The following is a 14512-nucleotide window of genomic DNA, read 5'->3' as shown; positions in this document are numbered from 1 at the left end:
CACCGCTATCCGGCGACGCCGACCGCGTCGGCGCTGGCCGTCCAGAGCCGGGCGGCGAGCTGCGGGTCGGCGGCCTTGCGCAGTGGCCGGCGCGGTCGGCGGTCGGCGTAGTAGCCGCCCGTCACCAGCCGCGCCGGGTCCTGGTTGGCCAGCCAGACCAGCGTCTCGGCGCCCTTCTCCGGACTGCGGAACGGCAGGAACCGCATGCCCAGCGCGACCAGCCGGCTGTCGTTGCCGAACCGGCTGCGGACCACCCCGGGGTGGAAGGAGTACGCGGGGATCTCCGGCCAGCGGCGGGCCGCCTCGGCGGCGAACAGGATGTTCGCCTGCTTGCTGGTGCCGTACGCCTGGATGGGCCGGTAGCGGCGCAGCGCGGCGTTCAGGTCGGCCGGGTCGAGCACGCCGCTGCGGTGCGCCCCGGAGGCGGTCACCACCATCCGGCCGATCCGGTCCTTCAGCAGGTTGCTGAGCAGGAACGGGGCGAGGTGGTTGGCCTGGATCGACAGTTCGAAGCCGTCGACCGTGGTGAGCGGCTGGAGCACGATCGCCCCGGCGTTGTTGGCGAGCACGTCGATGCGGTCGTACGCCTCGCGCAGCTTGCCGGCCAGCCGGCGCACGTCGTCGAGCACCGCGAAGTCGGCGCGGAACAGCTCAGGCCGTTCGCCGGACGCCTCCCGGACCTGTTCGGCCGCGGCCTGGAGCCGCGCCGGGTCCCGGCCGACCAGTACCACCTGGTCACCGCGGCGCGCCAGGTCGACGGCGGCCGCCAGGCCGATGCCCGAACTGGCCCCCGTCACCACCACGAGTCGGCGTCCAGTGAGATCTTCCACAGGTCCATTCACCCCGGTCACGGCACGAGGTTACCGTGGCGTCACAAAGACCCTTGGGATCGTCGAGCCCTCGCATTCTCGTCAGCTGACGTCGGCGTGCGCGCCGCACGCTGGAAGGAGCGCATCCATGGCCGCTGTCGGTCGCCCCCGCCGGTCCTGCCTCGCGGTACCGGGCTCCAGCGTCAAGATGCTCGGCAAGGCCCAGGGCCTCCCGGCCGACCAGGTATTCCTCGACCTGGAGGACGCCGTCGCCCCGCTGGCGAAGCCCGACGCCCGGAAGAACATCGTCGCGGCGCTCAACGAGGGCGACTGGTCGGGCAAGACCCGGGTGGTCCGGGTCAACGACCTGACGACGCCCTGGACCTACCGGGACGTCATCGACATCGTGGAGGGCGCCGGCCCCAACCTCGACTGCGTCATGCTGCCGAAGGTGCAGAACGCGGCCCAGGTGCAGTGGCTCGACATGACGCTGACCCAGCTGGAGAAGACGCTCGGCCTGGAGGTCGGCCGGATCGGCATCGAGGCGCAGATCGAGAACGCGGCCGGGCTGGTCAACGTGGACGCCATCGCGGCGGCCTCGCCCCGGGTCGAGACCATCATCTTCGGGCCGGCCGACTTCATGGCGTCGATCAACATGAGGTCGCTGGTGGTCGGGGCGCTCATCCCGGACTACCCGGGCGATCCCTACCACTACATCCTGATGCGCATCCTGATGGCCGCCCGGATGCACGACAAGCAGGCCATCGACGGCCCGTTCCTGCAGATCCGCGACGTGGACGCGTTCCGCGAGGTGGCCGGGCGCTCGGCGGCGCTCGGCTTCGACGGCAAGTGGGTGCTGCACCCGGGCCAGATCGACGCCGCGAACGAGGTCTACTCGCCGGCCCAGGCCGACTACGACCACGCCGAGCTGATCCTCGACGCGTACGAGCACTACACGTCCGAGGCGGGCGGCCGGCTCGGCGCGGTGATGCTCGGCGACGAGATGATCGACGAGGCGTCCCGCAAGATGGCGCTGGTGATCGCGGCGAAGGGGCGGGCGGCCGGCATGACCCGCACGTCGTCCTTCACCCCGCCCGCCGGGTAGCCCGACGCCGACGACCCGTGCCGCCCCGGTCCGCCGGGGCGGCACGGCGGCGTCAGTAGGTGGTGCTGCCCGAGCCGGACTGGGTGATCGCGAAGACGAAGATCGCCACGTAGAAGAGGATCAACAGCACGAGCAGGCCGGTGACGACCCAGCCGACGATGATGGCGGCCTTCGCCAGGCCCTCGCCGCCCTCGCCGGTCTGCCGGATCTGTTTCTGCGCGACGTGGCCGAGGATCGCGCCGATCGGCCCGGTGATGCAGGACGTGAAGCCGATCAGGGAGAGCACGAGCGCGGCGATGGCGAGGCCGTTGGTCCTCGCCGACGGGGCGTAGCCGTAGCCCGGGTGGGCGACCGGCGGGTAGGCGGCGGGCTGCCCGGGGTGCTGCTTCATCCCGGCGTACGGGTCGCCGCCCGCGTACGGGTCCTCCGGCGCGTACGGGTCGACGCCGGCGGGTTGGCCGGGGATGGGCTGACCGCTCACCGGGAGGGCGGGGTCGGCGGGTGGGCTCGACTGCTGGCCCGACCACGCCGGGTCGTTCCAGCCGCCGGAGGGCGGGGGGTATGTCATTCGTCAGCTCCGTCTGGTCCGGGGTGCGCCCGTCAGGGTAGCCAGCCCCGGCGAAACCCGGGGGCCTCGTCACCGGGTGTGCCGCGTTGCCCGGGCCCCGGGAAGCGGGCAGGATCCTGGCATGGTGATTGACGCGCGAGCCGCGGACCGCTCCGGCAGCCGACCGAGACGGGACGTGAGCCGCCCGGGCCAGGCCCGGCGCAGCCGCGCCGCCGCCCCGGCGGGCGGCGCCGGCACCGACGAGCCGGCGCCGCTGCCGGACCCGGTGACCATGCGCCTCGACGGGAAGGTCGCCCTGGTCACCGGCGCGGGCAGCCCGGACGGCATCGGGTACGCGACGGCCCGGCGGCTGGCCGACCTCGGCGCCCGGGTGGCCATCGTCTCCACCACCCGGCGCATCCACGAGCGGGCCGGCGAGCTGGGCGTGACCGGGTTCGTCGCCGACCTCACCGACGAGGCGGAGGTGGGCGCGCTCGCCGACGCCGTCGCCGAGCAGCTCGGCGACGTGGAGGTGCTGGTCAACAACGCGGGGCTGGCGAGCCGGGCCAGCCCCGAGGTGCTTCGCCCGGTCGCCCAGCTCAGCTACGACGAGTGGCACGGCGAGATCGACCGGAACCTGACCACCGCGTTCCTGTGCAGCCGGGCCTTCATCGGCGGCATGGCCGAGCGGGGCTGGGGCCGCATCGTCAACCTGTCGGCCACCGCCGGGCCCGTCAACGCCCTGCCGACGGAGGCGGCCTACGCGGCGGCGAAGGCGGGCGTGGTCGGGCTGACCCGGGCGCTGGCGATGGAGATGATCGCCGACGGGGTGACCGTCAACGCGGTGGCGCCCGGCACCATCCACACCGCGGCCTCCACGGTCGCGGAGATCAGGCAGGGCCTGGGCACCCCGGTCGGCCGCCCCGGCACGCCGGACGAGGTGGCCGCAGCAATCACCTTCCTCTGCTCGCCGGCCGCCTCGTACATCACGGGGCAGATGCTGGTGGTCGACGGTGGCAACAGCGTTCGGGAGGCCCAGTTCCGCTGACTCCGGCCGCTCAGTAGTTGGGGCCGTTGTTGCCGGCGACGGCGATCAGAGCGATCCAGCCGCAGCAGGCCAGCACGCCGAGCCCGGTGATCGCGTAGCCGAGGACGAGCCCCCACGTCGCGAGCTGGTCGCCCTCCTCGCCGGTGGTGCGGATCTGCCGCTTGGCCAGGTGCCCGAGGACGATGCCGGCCGGGGAGAAGACGAACGCGAAGACCAGCGAGAGGATGGCCAGCACGTTGGTCCCGCCGGCGGGCCGGTGACCGGACGGCGGGCCGTACTGCCCGTAGGGCACCTGCGGGGTGTACGGGGGCTGGTGCCCCCACTGCTGCCCGGGCGGCGGCTCGCCGGGCTGCCCGTACGGGAACGGCTCCGGCCTCGACGGGCCGTGTTCCGGCGGGGGCTCCCAGGGCGAGAGCGGACGGTCCGGATCGGGCGGGCCCGGCGGCGGTGGCTGGGTCACGGTCTCCTCCTGCCGGTGACGGATCGCGTCCCTCCTGCCGGACGCTACCCGCAGCGGTGAACCTTTTCACAGCGGTTGTGTGGACTGGTCACCTTGGCCGCGACCGGCGCGCGGCAGATACTGACCGAGCGTTCAGTTACCGATGAGTAAGGCGCCGACCACCCGGAGGTTGAGATGGCCCGACTCGCTCAGACGCCCGGCCTGACCGATGTGCAGCGGTCGATCCTGGAGACCGTCCGGGAGTTCGCCGACAGGGAGATCATCCCGCACGCGCAGCGGCTGGAGCACGCCGACGAGTACCCGAGCGGCATCGTCGACGGCATGCGCGAGATGGGGCTCTTCGGCCTCACCGTCGACGAGGAGTACGGCGGGCTCGGCGAGTCCCTGCTGACCTACGCCCTGGTCGTCGAGGAACTGTCCCGGGGCTGGATGTCGATCTCCGGGATCGTCAACACCCACTTCATCGTCGCGTACCTGATCTCCCAGCACGGCTCCGCCGAGCAGAAGGCAAGGCTGCTGCCGAAGATGGCGACCGGCGAGGTGCGCGGCGCCTTCTCGATGTCCGAGCCGGAGTGCGGCTCCGACGTCTCCGCGATCAAGTCGAAGGCCGTGCGCGACGGCGACCGGTACGTCATCAACGGCCAGAAGATGTGGCTGACCAACGGGGCCTACTCCTCGGTGGTGGCCACCCTGGTCAGGACCGACACCGGCGCGGACTCCGTCTACGGCAACATGAGCACCTTCCTGCTGGAGAAGGAGCCCGGCTTCGGCGAGACCGCGCCCGGTCTGACCATCCCCGGCAAGATCGACAAGATGGGCTACAAGGGCGTCGAGACCACCGAGATGGTGCTCGACGGCGTGACCGTCCCCGAGTCGGCCGTCCTCGGCGGCGCGGAGAAGGTCGGCCGCGGCTTCTACCAGATGATGGACGGCATCGAGGTCGGCCGGGTCAACGTGGCCGCCCGCGCCTGCGGTATCTCCCTGCGCGCCTTCGAACTCGCCGTCGCGTACGCCCAGCAGCGCCGCACCTTCGGCCAGCCGCTCGCGAAGCACCAGGCCGTCGCCTTCAAGCTCGCCGAGATGGGCACCAAGATCGAGGCGGCCCACGCGCTCATGGTCAACGCCGCCCGGCTCAAGGACGCCGGCCAGCGCAACGACGTCGAGGCCGGCATGGCCAAGCTGCTCGCGTCGGAATACTGCGCCGAGGTCGTCCAGGAGTCGTTCCGCATCCACGGCGGCTACGGCTACTCCAAGGAGTACGAGATCGAGCGGCTGATGCGGGAGGCCCCGTTCCTGCTCATCGGCGAGGGCACCTCCGAGATCCAGAAGACCATCATCTCCCGGGGGCTGCTCAAGGAGTACAAGCTCTGAGGAGTACGCCGCGCCGGCGCCTGTCGGGCTGAGTCGTCCACGACGTCGACGGACGCTGCGGGCGTGAATCGTCCGCGACATCAGCCCGACGGCGCGGCCCGGGGCCGACCCCCACCGCGCGGCCCGCCCTGCGTCCGCTACCCGTGCGCCCGCTCAGCCCAGGCGGGTCAGGCCGGCGGCGGCGCGCTCGACGATCAGGCAGCGGTCCTCGACGTAGTCGATGCCCGCCTCCGTGGCGATCCGCCGCGCCTCGGCCGAGACGATGCCGAGCTGCAACCAGACCGCCGGCGCGCCGATCGCCACCGCCTCGCGCACCACGTCGACCGCGTCGTGCGCCGGACGGAAGACGTCGACGAGATCGACCGGGTGCGGGATGTCGGCCAGCGACCGGTAGACCCGCTCGCCGAAGAGTTCGTCGGCCGTCGGGTTGACCGGGATGATCCGCCAGCCGTACCGCTGCATCTGTGCCGGCACGCTGTGCGCGGCCTTGCGCGGGTCGCGGGACGCGCCCACGACGGCGATCACGGCGGAGTCGGCGAGGATCTGCTGGGCGGAACGCACCCGCCGACTCTAACCCCGACGCCCGGCTCCCGCCGGGGAGCGCGCGGCGCGGCCCGCAGGGCCACGGCGGCAACCGGACCGTCTAGAGCAGACTGAGCTGCTCGGCGGCCGGCGGGGCGGGCGGAGGCTCCGGCCGGCGGTCGTCGCCGCGCTCGCCCCGGTGCAGCCCGTGCCGGCGGGCCGCGATCCGCACCCTCGCCGTCAGCTCCCGCTGGTAGGACTGCGGGGCGTAGGCGCCGGAGCGGTAGAGCTCGCGGTAGCGGGGGACCAGGTGCGGAAACCCGCGGCCGACCCAGCGTGCGTACCACTCCCGGGCCCCGGGCCGCAGGTGCAGTGCCAGCGGGGTGACGCTGGCCGCCCCGGCGGCGGCGATCGCCGCCACGGTGTCGTCGATCGAGCCCTCGTCGTCGCTGAGCCCGGGCAGGATCGGCGCCATCAGCACCCCGACCTCGAAGCCGGCGTCGGTCAGCGCCCGCACCGCGTCGAGCCGCCGCCTCGGGCTGGGGGTGCCCGGCTCGACCGCCCGCCAGAGCCGCTCGTCGACGAAGCCCACCGAGAAGGAGAGACCGACCCGGGTGACCTCGGCGGCCTGGCGTAGCAGCGGCAGGTCCCGCAGGATCAGGGTGCCCTTGGTGAGGATCGAGAACGGGTTGGCGAAGTCGCGCAGCGCCGCGATGATCTGCGGCATGAGCTCGTAGCGCCCCTCGGCGCGCTGGTAGCAGTCGACGTTGGTGCCCATCGCGACGGGCGCGCCCCGCCAGCGCGGCGCGGCCAGCTCCCGCCGGACCAGCTCACCCGCGTTGACCTTGACGATCACCTTCCGGTCGAAGTCCGCCCCGGCGTCGAGATCCAGATAGGTGTGAGAATTTCTCGCGAAGCAGTAGCGGCAGGCATGGGAGCAACCCCGGTACGGGTTGATCGTCCACTCGAACGGCACGCGCGAGGCGCCGGGCACCCGGTTGATGATCGACTTGGCCTGGATCTCGTAGAACGTCATGCCGGCGAAGCCCGGCGTGTCGAAGGTGCGGGCGACCGCGCCGGGCAGCGCCAGCGGCAGGGGTGGCGTCGCTGGCGCTGCCCGCCCGGGAATCCCCTCGTCCGGGGGAGCGGCGAGGTTCTCCCAGCGCATGGCCACCATTCGAACATGCGTACGAGTGACGCGCAAGGGGACCCGCCGTGTTCCCGCCCACCTCGTCTCCCGGCGGTGGGCGGCGGCGTGGAGGATGGAGGCATGGAGAGGTCGACGTTCGTCTACGACGGGGACTGCGCGTTCTGCACCCGGTGCGCCGAGTTCATCGACCGGCGCGTCCCGACCGGCGTCCGGGTGGTGCCGTGGCAGTTCGCCGACCTCGACGCGCTCGGGCTGAGCGAGGCCGCGTGCGAGGAGGCGGTGCAGTGGGTCGGCGCCGACGGTTCCCGGGCCGCCGGCCCGGACGCGATCGCCCGGCTCCTCGGTGACAGCACCCCGCTCTGGCGGGCCGCGGGTGCCGTCCTCGGGCTCCCGCCGGTGCGCGCCGCGGCCTGGCCCGCGTACCGCTGGGTGGCCCGCAACCGGCACCGGCTGCCCGGCGGCACGGCCGCGTGCGCGCTGCCCCAGGAGGCCCGGGAGCGCCTCTACGGGCCGTCCGGCCGCCCGGCCGCCGACGCCTGACCGGCGAGGGCCGGCGCCGCGCCGGCGGACCGGCCGCCGCCCCGCCCGCGGCGCGCCAGCAGCCGGCGTGCCCAGACCACCGGGCGGACGCGCTCCAGCGGCAGGAAGCTGGTCATCGCGGCCAGGTGCGGGGCGAACGAGATCGTGATGGTCGCGACCGTCACCAGGTGGAACGAGTAGAAGAAGCCCACCGTGGCCAGCCGCCAGCGTTCCCTGAGCAGGAAGACCACCGGGCTGAAAAGCTCGAAGGCGACGATGCCGAACTGCGCGGCGATCAGCAGGTACGGCACCGAGGCGATCAGGTCGGCCAACTCGGTGCCACGCCGGAGGATCGCCCGGGCCAGCACCGAGCCGGTCAGCCAGTCGAGCCCGCCGAAGCGCAGCTTGGCCCAGGCGGCCAGGAAGTACGTGCAGATGACCGCGATCTGGGTGACCCGCAGGGCCCAGCCGCCCGCCTCGGTGCGGGTGGCGTCGCCGTGCCGGGCCCGCCCGGCGGTGGGCAGCACGGCCAGCGCGACGAGCAGGCCGAACCGGTCGTGGTCGACCTTGCCGTAGCTCATCGCGACTATCATCCACTCGAAGTAGAGCGCGAAGACCGCCCAGCCGAGCAGGCGGGGCGCCCGGCCCGTCGCGGCGAGCAGCGCGAGCAGCAGCAGGGCCCAGAAGATGACGGCGACCAGCGCGGGGGTCGGCGTGGGCAGCGGCAGCACCCGGCCGACGAGCAGCGGCTGGTAGAGCTCGCCGGGTACCGCCACCCGGGTGCGTACCCACGGCGTGAAGACGACCAGGTCGGCGGCGACGAAGAGGTAGATCAACGTTCGGAGGGCGGCCACCCGGCCGCGCGGCACGGGCTCGGTCAACCAGCGGCTCACCGGTCCGCCCGCCAGGCGACGACGGTCTCGTCGCTCCAGCGCCCGGTGGGGCGCCCGTCGCGGATGCCGTGCCAGCGGACGACGATGCGGACCTCGACCAGCTCCGCCGCGCCCGGGTGCCGTTCGGTGTACGCGTCGGCGACCTCGGAGAGCAGCGCGGGGTCGGCGGCGTAACGGCCCTGCTGGCCCTCGATCTCGGCCCGGCGGATGCCGGTGGCGCCCTCGCCCAGGTCGACGACGGCTCCGGTGCTGTCGACGCCCTCGACCCGGGTGTCCGGGGCGGGGGAGTTCGGCGGGTTGGAGGTCGAGTACATCCGGAACGGGCCGAACGGGAAGTGGTCGTCGGTGCCCCGGACGGTGCCGGCCAGCAGGAGGGCCAGGCCGAGGGCGGTGGCGGCGAGCCGGGTGGCGCGACCGCGGGTGGTCAACGTTTCCATCGCGTCGTGACGATACGGGGTGTACCGCCCGTTCCGGCTCCCTCCGACGGCCACTCCCGGCTGCCCGGCGGGCCAGGGGGCGTGCACGCGCGACGGCCGGGCCCACCAGGGCCCGGCCGTCGTGGAGCGCGCCGGCTCAGTGGTTGTGCTCGGCCAGCTTCTTGCGGACGTCCTCCATGTCGAGGGCCTGGACCTGCTCGATCAGGTTCTCCAGGGCGGACTCGGGGAGGGCGCCGGGCTGGGCGAAGACGATGACGCCGTCGCGGATCGCCATGATGGTGGGGATCGACCGGATGTCGAACTTGGCGCCCAGCTCCTGCTGCGCCTCGGTGTCGACCTTGCCGAACACGATGTCGGAGTGCTTCTCGGAGGAGCGCTCGTAGACCGGGGCGAACCGCTTGCACGGGCCGCACCACTCGGCCCAGAAGTCGACGAGCACGATGCCCTCGCTGCCGGTCACCTCGTCGAAGTTTGCCGTGGTCAGCTCTACGGTTGCCATGAAAGTCTCCGATCGGCGCGGAATAGCTACGTCTAGGGGAACCAGGGCGTACCGCGTGGAATTCCCGCTCCGGCTCGGCGGAAACGTGCTCGTCACGCCGCTGAACGCGCGTCCCGATCATCGATGAAGGCTGATGCCCCGGGCCGTTGCGGCACGCAAGTGCACGACGCATTTGCGTGACCTGACGTGATGGGAGCGTTTCCAGGAAGATCCGCCCGGTTGGCCACCGCAATTGCGCAATCAAGCGCTTGACAAGCGACTATCTGGTGTGCGGAGATCGCCGAAGCCCTCTCGCCCGGTTACGCAGAGTATTGTTACAAAAAGATAAATGTGACCTCGGTCTCTGTTCGATCCGCCTCGCCGTGGGGCAGAATCTTCCCCATCAGAGCGTGGGCGGCGGGTGCCGGGGAGGGCCCCGCCGCTCATTGCGTCTCCCTCCGGTCGCGGTGTTGTGACATATCCACCCGCCTCGCGCCCCGCGCCTCGCCTTAACACCGCATAAGGCATGCTGTGCCGAACTCCGTCGCCGCCCGTCGAAGGGGACAAGGATGCAGTTCGGCCGCTACTACGAGGAGTTCGAGGTCGGCGCGGTCTACCGGCACTGGCCCGGCAAGACGGTCACCGAGTACGACGACCACCTCTTCTGCCTGCTCACCATGAACCACCACCCGCTGCACATAGACGCGCACTACGCCGGCACGGCGAGCCAGTTCAAGCGGAACGTGGTGGTCGGCAACTACATCTACTCGCTGCTGCTGGGCATGTCGGTCCCCGACGTCAGCGGCAAAGCGATCGCGAACCTGGAGGTCGAGTCGCTGCGGCACGTGGCGCCGACCTTCCACGGGGACACGATCTACGGCGAGACCACCGTGCTGGACAAGCGCGAGTCCGCCTCCAAGCCCGACCGGGGCGTGGTCTCCGTCGAGACCCGGGGCTACAACCAGGACGGCACCATGGTGTGCGTGTTCCGCCGCCGGGTGATGGTCCCGAAGAAGGAGTACGCGGCGACCATGGTCCCCGAGGGCGTCGACCCGGAGCGGCCCAGCTTCCCCGAACCGCGCTGAGCGACGGGCCCTTCTCGTCCGGGTTCCGGGTGGTAGGGGCCCTTTTCCCGATCCGGGGCATATGCTGGCGCCGGAGGTTCCCATGAGCCACTCCGTCGCCGGAGAGCCCTCCTCTGCCGGCCGCCGCGCCGCACCGCTGACCACCGCCGTCTACTCCGCCGCCGAGTGGGATCTGCTCACCACCCTGCCCGGCCGTGTGATCGTGGCCGCCGCCGCGCCCGGCCCCGGGCGGCCCCGCCAGGGTGTCGCCGCCGGGGTCGCCGGCCTGGACGCGGTCGCGGCCGGCCGGGCCTTCGACAGCGATCTCGTACGCGCGGTGGTCGCCGCCATCTACGCCCGCCACGACGGCGCGACCGACGTCGTCGAGCGCCTCGCCGACGTGGTGGACCTGCTCGCCGCCTGCCGGGCCGCGACGCGCGTGCTGGGGCGGCGAGCCGACCCCGCCGACTCGGCCGCGTACCGGCAGTGGCTCCAGTCGATCGCGGCCCGGGTCCGTGCCGCTGCCGCGACCGGCCCCCGGGCGGTGCCGCCGCCCCCCGCCGACCGTCGCTTCCTCGACCGGCTCGGCGGCGCGCTGGGGCTGCGCTGACCCGCCGCGGTCGGCGGGGCCGCGGCGGAGGCGGGGCGCCCGGGCCGTACCCTGCGTGACCGTGACCGGAGACCAGCTCGACGTCGGCGTGGGACCCTGGCCGGGGGACCCGCCGGACGACCCGCGCTACGACCCCCAACTGCTCGCCGAGGGCGACCGGCGCAACGTGGTGGACCGCTACCGCTACTGGCGGCGCGAGGCGGTGGTGGCCGACCTGGACCGGCGCCGGCACGACTTCCACGTGGCGATCGAGAACTGGCAGCACGACTTCAACATCGGCACGGTCGTCCGCAACGCCAACGCGTTCCTCGCCGCGGAGGTGCACGTCGTCGGCCGGCGGCGGTGGAACCGGCGCGGCGCGATGGTGACCGACCGCTACCAGCACGTCCGGCACCACGAGACGATCGAGCAGTTCGTCGCCTGGGCGGCCGGACGGGAGCTGCCGGTCGTCGGCATCGACAACCTGCCCGGCTCCCGGCCGCTGGAGAGCACGACCCTGCCCCGGCGCTGCGTGCTGCTGTTCGGGCAGGAGGGCCCCGGCCTCTCCGAGCCGGCGCGCGCCGCCTGCGACCAGCTCTTCTCCATCGCCCAGTACGGCTCCACCCGGTCGATCAACGCCGGTGTGGCCAGCGGCATCGCGATGCACGCCTGGATCCGCGCGCACGCCGGGCCGCCGCCCGGCTGACCCCCCCCGGCCGCCCGTCCACGACACCCCGCAGCGGCACCGGATCCGGCGCGCCGCTTGACGGGGCGGCACGACAGGGCGACGGTAGGACGGTGAGTGTCGCGGTGAGTTGCCCGAGATGTGGGGGACCGGTGCGGGCGCCGGACCTGATGCACACCGAGTCGCGCTGCCTGGCCTGCGGACCGGTTGCCCCGCTGCATGTGCCCGAGCACATCGGAGCCGAGATCGTGGCCAGCGTGGTCGAACGGATCGCCGCCGCCGCCGAGCCGCCGCACCACCCGGCGACGCCACTGTGGTGCCCGTGGCCGCTCCCGACGGGCTGGACGGTCACCGGCGTGGCGTACGCCGGGGACGACCGCACCGGGGTGCGCGCCACCGCCGTCGCCTGCGCCGGGCCCGAGCCGCTCGGCGGTGGTCCCGCCGACCTGGTCTTCGTGGCCGAGGAGCCGGGCGTCGGCCTGGGCACCCGGTTCGCCGGGCTGGCCGGCCCGGATCCGGGGCCGGAGCTCGCGGAGGCGCTGACCGGTCCCGGGCCGGGGCATCCGGAGCACGTCGGGCAGGCCAGGATCAGGGTGGCCGGCCATCCCACTCCACTGTGGCTCGTGAACTCGCCGACGGATCGAAGCGCGTACGCCGGCGAGGCTCGGGGATTGTGGCTCCATGCGATAGCCTGGCCGGCGAGTGCGGGTCATCTGCTCGCGGAAGAGGTCGTGCTGCACGACCTGACCGAGTGGACTCCACCCGAGCTCGTGTACGGCGCACCGTCTCCGTATCTGCACGGGAAGGCTTGACCGGCCCCCAGGGCTTGACAAGTCTCCCGGATTGTCGGAGAACGGACGCAGATATTCACTGTACGACACCACACTGATACTCTGGGTGCCGCTGCGGTAATGGGACCCGGCGCCGCGCGAGAGGATGGCCCGCCATGGTCAAGAAGGTCCTCACCTGGGCCGGAATCGCATTCTTGATCTTCTTCGTCGCCTATCGGCCAAATTCTGCGGCGGACGTGTTCAAGTCGCTGGGCGGAGGGATCATGGACATCGCCCAGGGATTCGGCGACTTCTTCACCAGTCTCGTCGCCTAGCCGCCGATGGGAAGCCCCTCCGGTCCACCCTTCGACCCCGACGACCCCGATCGGGAGCGCCGGGACCGAGACACGGAGCCGATCCCCCGGGTCGGCCCGGACGACGGGCCGGGCTACGGCACCGGTCCGGGCCTCTCCGACGGCCCCTCCCTCTCCGACGACGTCGGCTTCGGCGACGGCCCGGCGTACGCCGGCGAGGGGCGGTCCGGCCGGGCCTGGGTCCGTGACCCCGAAGCCGGTTACCAGCCGCCGCAGATCTCCGAGGACGAGCTGATCGGCCTGCGGGCCGACGCCGCCGGCATGGCGCCACGCCGGGTGCTTCCGCTGGAGGACGAGCCCAGCTCGCTGGTGGCGCGCTACCTCTTCCCGACCGAGCGCTACCGGGGCGAGTGGAAGCGGCACTGGATCCACCTCACCACCCCGCTGCTGATCGGCATCGCGGCGACCTTCGTGCTCGGCTACCTAGCCGGCTTCCTCGCCGGGCAGGACGTGGGCGCGCTGACCACGATCGCCGTGCTGCTCTGGTTCGCCGTGATGGGGTGGGTGGCCTGGAAGGTCGCCGACTGGTGGTACGACCGCTTCATCCTGACCAACAAGCGGGTGATGGTGGTCAACGGCATCATCACCCGGCGGGTCGCGATGATGCCGCTGGTCCGGGTCACCGACATGAAGTACGAGCAGACCCCCACCGGCCGGGCGCTCAACTACGGCACGTTCGTGCTGGAGTCCGCCGGCCAGGAGCAGGCGCTGCGAGAGATCAAGAACCTGCCCAACCCCAACGAGCTCTACCTGCGCGTCGTCGAGGAGATGTACGAGCCGCAGGCGGTCGAGGCACGGCTGGGCAAGGAGGCCGACGAGGCCAAGGCCGACGACGGGGCCTGAGACTTCTCGTCCGAACATCGGAGGAACTACGCACCATTCGCCGTCGCCCCGAGCGCCCCGGGCATGGCAACCTCCCAGGAGGACGGGGTGCGGAGGTGGCCGGTGGCAAGCAGGGATCCCCTGGAGGAGGAGTTCCGCGACTTCGTCGCGGCCCGCTCCAGCGCCCTGCTGCGCACCGCCTACCTGCTCAGCGGGGACTGGGCCACCGCCGAGGACCTGTTGCAGACCGCGCTGACCAAGACCTACCTGGCCTGGAAGCGGCTCGGCGGGATCGAGGCGATCGAGCCGTACGCCCGCCGAGTCATGATCAATACTTCGACGAGCTGGTGGCGCCGGCGCTGGCACGGTGAACGCCCCACCGAGGTGCTGCCGGAGCGGGCCGCGGTCGACGAGATCGAGCAGCAGCTCGACCGGGACCTGCTCTGGCGCCACCTGAGCGCGCTGCCCGGTCGGCAGCGGGCGGTGCTCGTGCTGCGCTTCTACGAGGACATGTCCGAGGCGCAGACCGCCGCCATGCTGGGCATCTCACCGGGCACGGTGAAGAGCCAGACCTCGCGCGCCCTGGGCACCCTGCGCCGCCGGATGGGCGCCGAGGCCGCCCTCGACCTGCCGTCCGAGGCCGACCCGAACCCGACCCGGCAACGGCACCGGGGCACCGGCCGGGCCGCGCCCGCCGCCGCGCCGCGTCCGCCGGCCGACCGGGCACCCACGATGGTGGTGGGGGAGGACGCCGCGGCGGTCGTCGCGGCGACGAACGCCCCGCCGCCGGCCCCCGCGCCGCAGCGGTCGGGCGGACCGGCCCCCGCGCCGGTGGGCGGACCGGCCCCCGCGCCGGTGCCCGTGGCCCC

At 72.7% G+C, this 14512-nt stretch carries 19 protein-coding genes; 11 read left to right on the top strand and 8 right to left on the bottom strand.

Annotated features, from left to right (window positions below):
- Positions 1 to 5 precede the first annotated feature (5 nt).
- Complete coding sequence (locus V6V16_RS02235; protein WP_334559034.1) at positions 6 to 830, bottom strand: SDR family NAD(P)-dependent oxidoreductase; 825 nt, start codon at positions 828 to 830, stop codon at positions 6 to 8.
- A 127-nt stretch (positions 831 to 957) separates the two neighbouring features.
- On the opposite strand from V6V16_RS02235, the gene V6V16_RS02230 reads away from it, so the two are divergent.
- Complete coding sequence (locus V6V16_RS02230; RefSeq protein ID WP_334559032.1) at positions 958 to 1914, top strand: HpcH/HpaI aldolase/citrate lyase family protein; 957 nt, start codon at positions 958 to 960, stop codon at positions 1912 to 1914.
- Positions 1915 to 1966: 52 nt separating this feature from the next.
- Here V6V16_RS02230 and V6V16_RS02225 read toward each other — a convergent pair whose 3' ends face one another.
- On the bottom strand, positions 1967 to 2482 hold the full coding sequence (locus V6V16_RS02225; RefSeq protein WP_334559030.1) for a DUF4190 domain-containing protein: 516 nt from the start codon (positions 2480 to 2482) through the stop codon (positions 1967 to 1969).
- Positions 2483 to 2603: 121 nt separating this feature from the next.
- Between V6V16_RS02225 and V6V16_RS02220 the strand changes: the two genes are divergently transcribed.
- Positions 2604 to 3509 (top strand): SDR family NAD(P)-dependent oxidoreductase, encoded by a 906-nt coding sequence (locus V6V16_RS02220; RefSeq protein WP_334559029.1) that lies wholly within the window; start codon positions 2604 to 2606, stop codon positions 3507 to 3509.
- Between the two features lie 10 nt (positions 3510 to 3519).
- Here V6V16_RS02220 and V6V16_RS02215 read toward each other — a convergent pair whose 3' ends face one another.
- Complete coding sequence (locus V6V16_RS02215) at positions 3520 to 3969, bottom strand: DUF4190 domain-containing protein (RefSeq protein ID WP_334559027.1); 450 nt, start codon at positions 3967 to 3969, stop codon at positions 3520 to 3522.
- 174 nt (positions 3970 to 4143) lie between these two features.
- Here V6V16_RS02215 and V6V16_RS02210 point away from each other — a divergent pair, with 174 nt between their 5' ends.
- Entirely contained in the window at positions 4144 to 5340 is a 1197-nt protein-coding gene (locus tag V6V16_RS02210; protein ID WP_334559025.1) for an acyl-CoA dehydrogenase family protein, read from the top strand.
- Between the two features lie 153 nt (positions 5341 to 5493).
- On the opposite strand, the gene V6V16_RS02205 is transcribed toward V6V16_RS02210, so the two are convergent.
- Both V6V16_RS02205 and V6V16_RS02200 read right to left on the bottom strand, forming a co-directional pair.
- Complete coding sequence (locus tag V6V16_RS02205; RefSeq protein ID WP_334559023.1) at positions 5494 to 5901, bottom strand: CoA-binding protein; 408 nt, start codon at positions 5899 to 5901, stop codon at positions 5494 to 5496.
- A gap of 82 nt (positions 5902 to 5983) precedes the next feature.
- Positions 5984 to 7030 (bottom strand): Rv2578c family radical SAM protein, encoded by a 1047-nt coding sequence (locus V6V16_RS02200; protein WP_334559022.1) that lies wholly within the window; start codon positions 7028 to 7030, stop codon positions 5984 to 5986.
- 102 nt (positions 7031 to 7132) lie between these two features.
- Between V6V16_RS02200 and V6V16_RS02195 the strand changes: the two genes are divergently transcribed.
- Entirely contained in the window at positions 7133 to 7552 is a 420-nt protein-coding gene (locus V6V16_RS02195) for a thiol-disulfide oxidoreductase DCC family protein (protein WP_334559021.1), read from the top strand.
- Here V6V16_RS02195 and V6V16_RS02190 read toward each other — a convergent pair.
- The 3 genes from V6V16_RS02190 to trxA form a co-directional block, all read right to left on the bottom strand.
- Positions 7516 to 8424 (bottom strand): HTTM domain-containing protein, encoded by a 909-nt coding sequence (locus tag V6V16_RS02190; RefSeq protein ID WP_334559020.1) that lies wholly within the window; start codon positions 8422 to 8424, stop codon positions 7516 to 7518. The genes V6V16_RS02195 and V6V16_RS02190 overlap by 37 nt on opposite strands.
- Entirely contained in the window at positions 8421 to 8861 is a 441-nt protein-coding gene (locus V6V16_RS02185; RefSeq protein ID WP_334559019.1) for a hypothetical protein, read from the bottom strand. Before V6V16_RS02185 ends, V6V16_RS02190 begins: the two co-directional genes overlap by 4 nt.
- A gap of 136 nt (positions 8862 to 8997) precedes the next feature.
- On the bottom strand, positions 8998 to 9360 hold the full coding sequence (gene trxA, locus V6V16_RS02180; RefSeq protein WP_334559017.1) for a thioredoxin: 363 nt from the start codon (positions 9358 to 9360) through the stop codon (positions 8998 to 9000).
- Positions 9361 to 9908: 548 nt separating this feature from the next.
- Between trxA and V6V16_RS02175 the strand changes: the two genes are divergently transcribed.
- The 7 genes from V6V16_RS02175 to V6V16_RS02145 form a co-directional block, all read left to right on the top strand.
- A complete protein-coding gene (locus V6V16_RS02175; RefSeq protein ID WP_334559015.1) occupies positions 9909 to 10424 on the top strand; it encodes a MaoC family dehydratase in 516 nt (171 codons plus the stop codon).
- 61 nt (positions 10425 to 10485) lie between these two features.
- Positions 10486 to 11013, top strand: coding sequence for a hypothetical protein (locus V6V16_RS02170; RefSeq protein ID WP_334559013.1), 528 nt, complete (start codon positions 10486 to 10488; stop codon positions 11011 to 11013).
- A 61-nt stretch (positions 11014 to 11074) separates the two neighbouring features.
- Positions 11075 to 11698 carry a TrmH family RNA methyltransferase gene (locus V6V16_RS02165; RefSeq protein WP_334559012.1) on the top strand — a complete coding sequence of 208 codons (624 nt, stop codon included), beginning with the start codon at positions 11075 to 11077 and terminating at the stop codon, positions 11696 to 11698.
- A gap of 92 nt (positions 11699 to 11790) precedes the next feature.
- Positions 11791 to 12489, top strand: coding sequence for a DUF6758 family protein (locus V6V16_RS02160; RefSeq protein WP_334559011.1), 699 nt, complete (start codon positions 11791 to 11793; stop codon positions 12487 to 12489).
- 134 nt (positions 12490 to 12623) lie between these two features.
- The gene (locus V6V16_RS02155) at positions 12624 to 12782 is read left to right on the top strand and encodes a hypothetical protein (RefSeq protein WP_007455302.1); all 159 of its coding nucleotides are present in this window, start codon (positions 12624 to 12626) and stop codon (positions 12780 to 12782) included.
- A gap of 6 nt (positions 12783 to 12788) precedes the next feature.
- Positions 12789 to 13664 (top strand): PH domain-containing protein, encoded by an 876-nt coding sequence (locus V6V16_RS02150; RefSeq protein WP_334559009.1) that lies wholly within the window; start codon positions 12789 to 12791, stop codon positions 13662 to 13664.
- A gap of 102 nt (positions 13665 to 13766) precedes the next feature.
- A partial coding sequence (locus V6V16_RS02145) for a SigE family RNA polymerase sigma factor (RefSeq protein ID WP_334559007.1) occupies positions 13767 to 14512 on the top strand: 746 nt, incomplete at its 3' end.

It is taken from the genome of Micromonospora sp. CPCC 205561 (assembly GCF_036906775.1).
Lineage (GTDB): Bacteria > Actinomycetota > Actinomycetes > Mycobacteriales > Micromonosporaceae > Micromonospora.
The sequence above is the reverse complement of the archived record's forward strand: the minus strand, read 5'-3'. Positions and strand labels throughout refer to the sequence as shown.

Excerpts from the sequence above, each read along its gene's own strand:
- V6V16_RS02150 (WP_334559009.1), top strand. The coding sequence starts at position 12,789 with ATGGGAAGCCCCTCCGGTCCACCCTTCGACCCCGACGACCCCGATCGG.
- V6V16_RS02220 (WP_334559029.1), top strand. The coding sequence starts at position 2,604 with ATGGTGATTGACGCGCGAGCCGCGGACCGCTCCGGCAGCCGACCGAGA.
- V6V16_RS02195 (WP_334559021.1), top strand. The coding sequence starts at position 7,133 with ATGGAGAGGTCGACGTTCGTCTACGACGGGGACTGCGCGTTCTGCACC.
- V6V16_RS02170 (WP_334559013.1), top strand. The coding sequence starts at position 10,486 with ATGCTGGCGCCGGAGGTTCCCATGAGCCACTCCGTCGCCGGAGAGCCC.
- V6V16_RS02225 (WP_334559030.1), bottom strand. The coding sequence starts at position 2,482 with ATGACATACCCCCCGCCCTCCGGCGGCTGGAACGACCCGGCGTGGTCG.
- V6V16_RS02155 (WP_007455302.1), top strand. The coding sequence starts at position 12,624 with ATGGTCAAGAAGGTCCTCACCTGGGCCGGAATCGCATTCTTGATCTTC.
- V6V16_RS02175 (WP_334559015.1), top strand. The coding sequence starts at position 9,909 with ATGCAGTTCGGCCGCTACTACGAGGAGTTCGAGGTCGGCGCGGTCTAC.
- V6V16_RS02185 (WP_334559019.1), bottom strand. The coding sequence starts at position 8,861 with ATGGAAACGTTGACCACCCGCGGTCGCGCCACCCGGCTCGCCGCCACC.
- V6V16_RS02230 (WP_334559032.1), top strand. The coding sequence starts at position 958 with ATGGCCGCTGTCGGTCGCCCCCGCCGGTCCTGCCTCGCGGTACCGGGC.
- V6V16_RS02210 (WP_334559025.1), top strand. The coding sequence starts at position 4,144 with ATGGCCCGACTCGCTCAGACGCCCGGCCTGACCGATGTGCAGCGGTCG.
- V6V16_RS02200 (WP_334559022.1), bottom strand. The coding sequence starts at position 7,030 with ATGCGCTGGGAGAACCTCGCCGCTCCCCCGGACGAGGGGATTCCCGGG.
- trxA (WP_334559017.1), bottom strand. The coding sequence starts at position 9,360 with ATGGCAACCGTAGAGCTGACCACGGCAAACTTCGACGAGGTGACCGGC.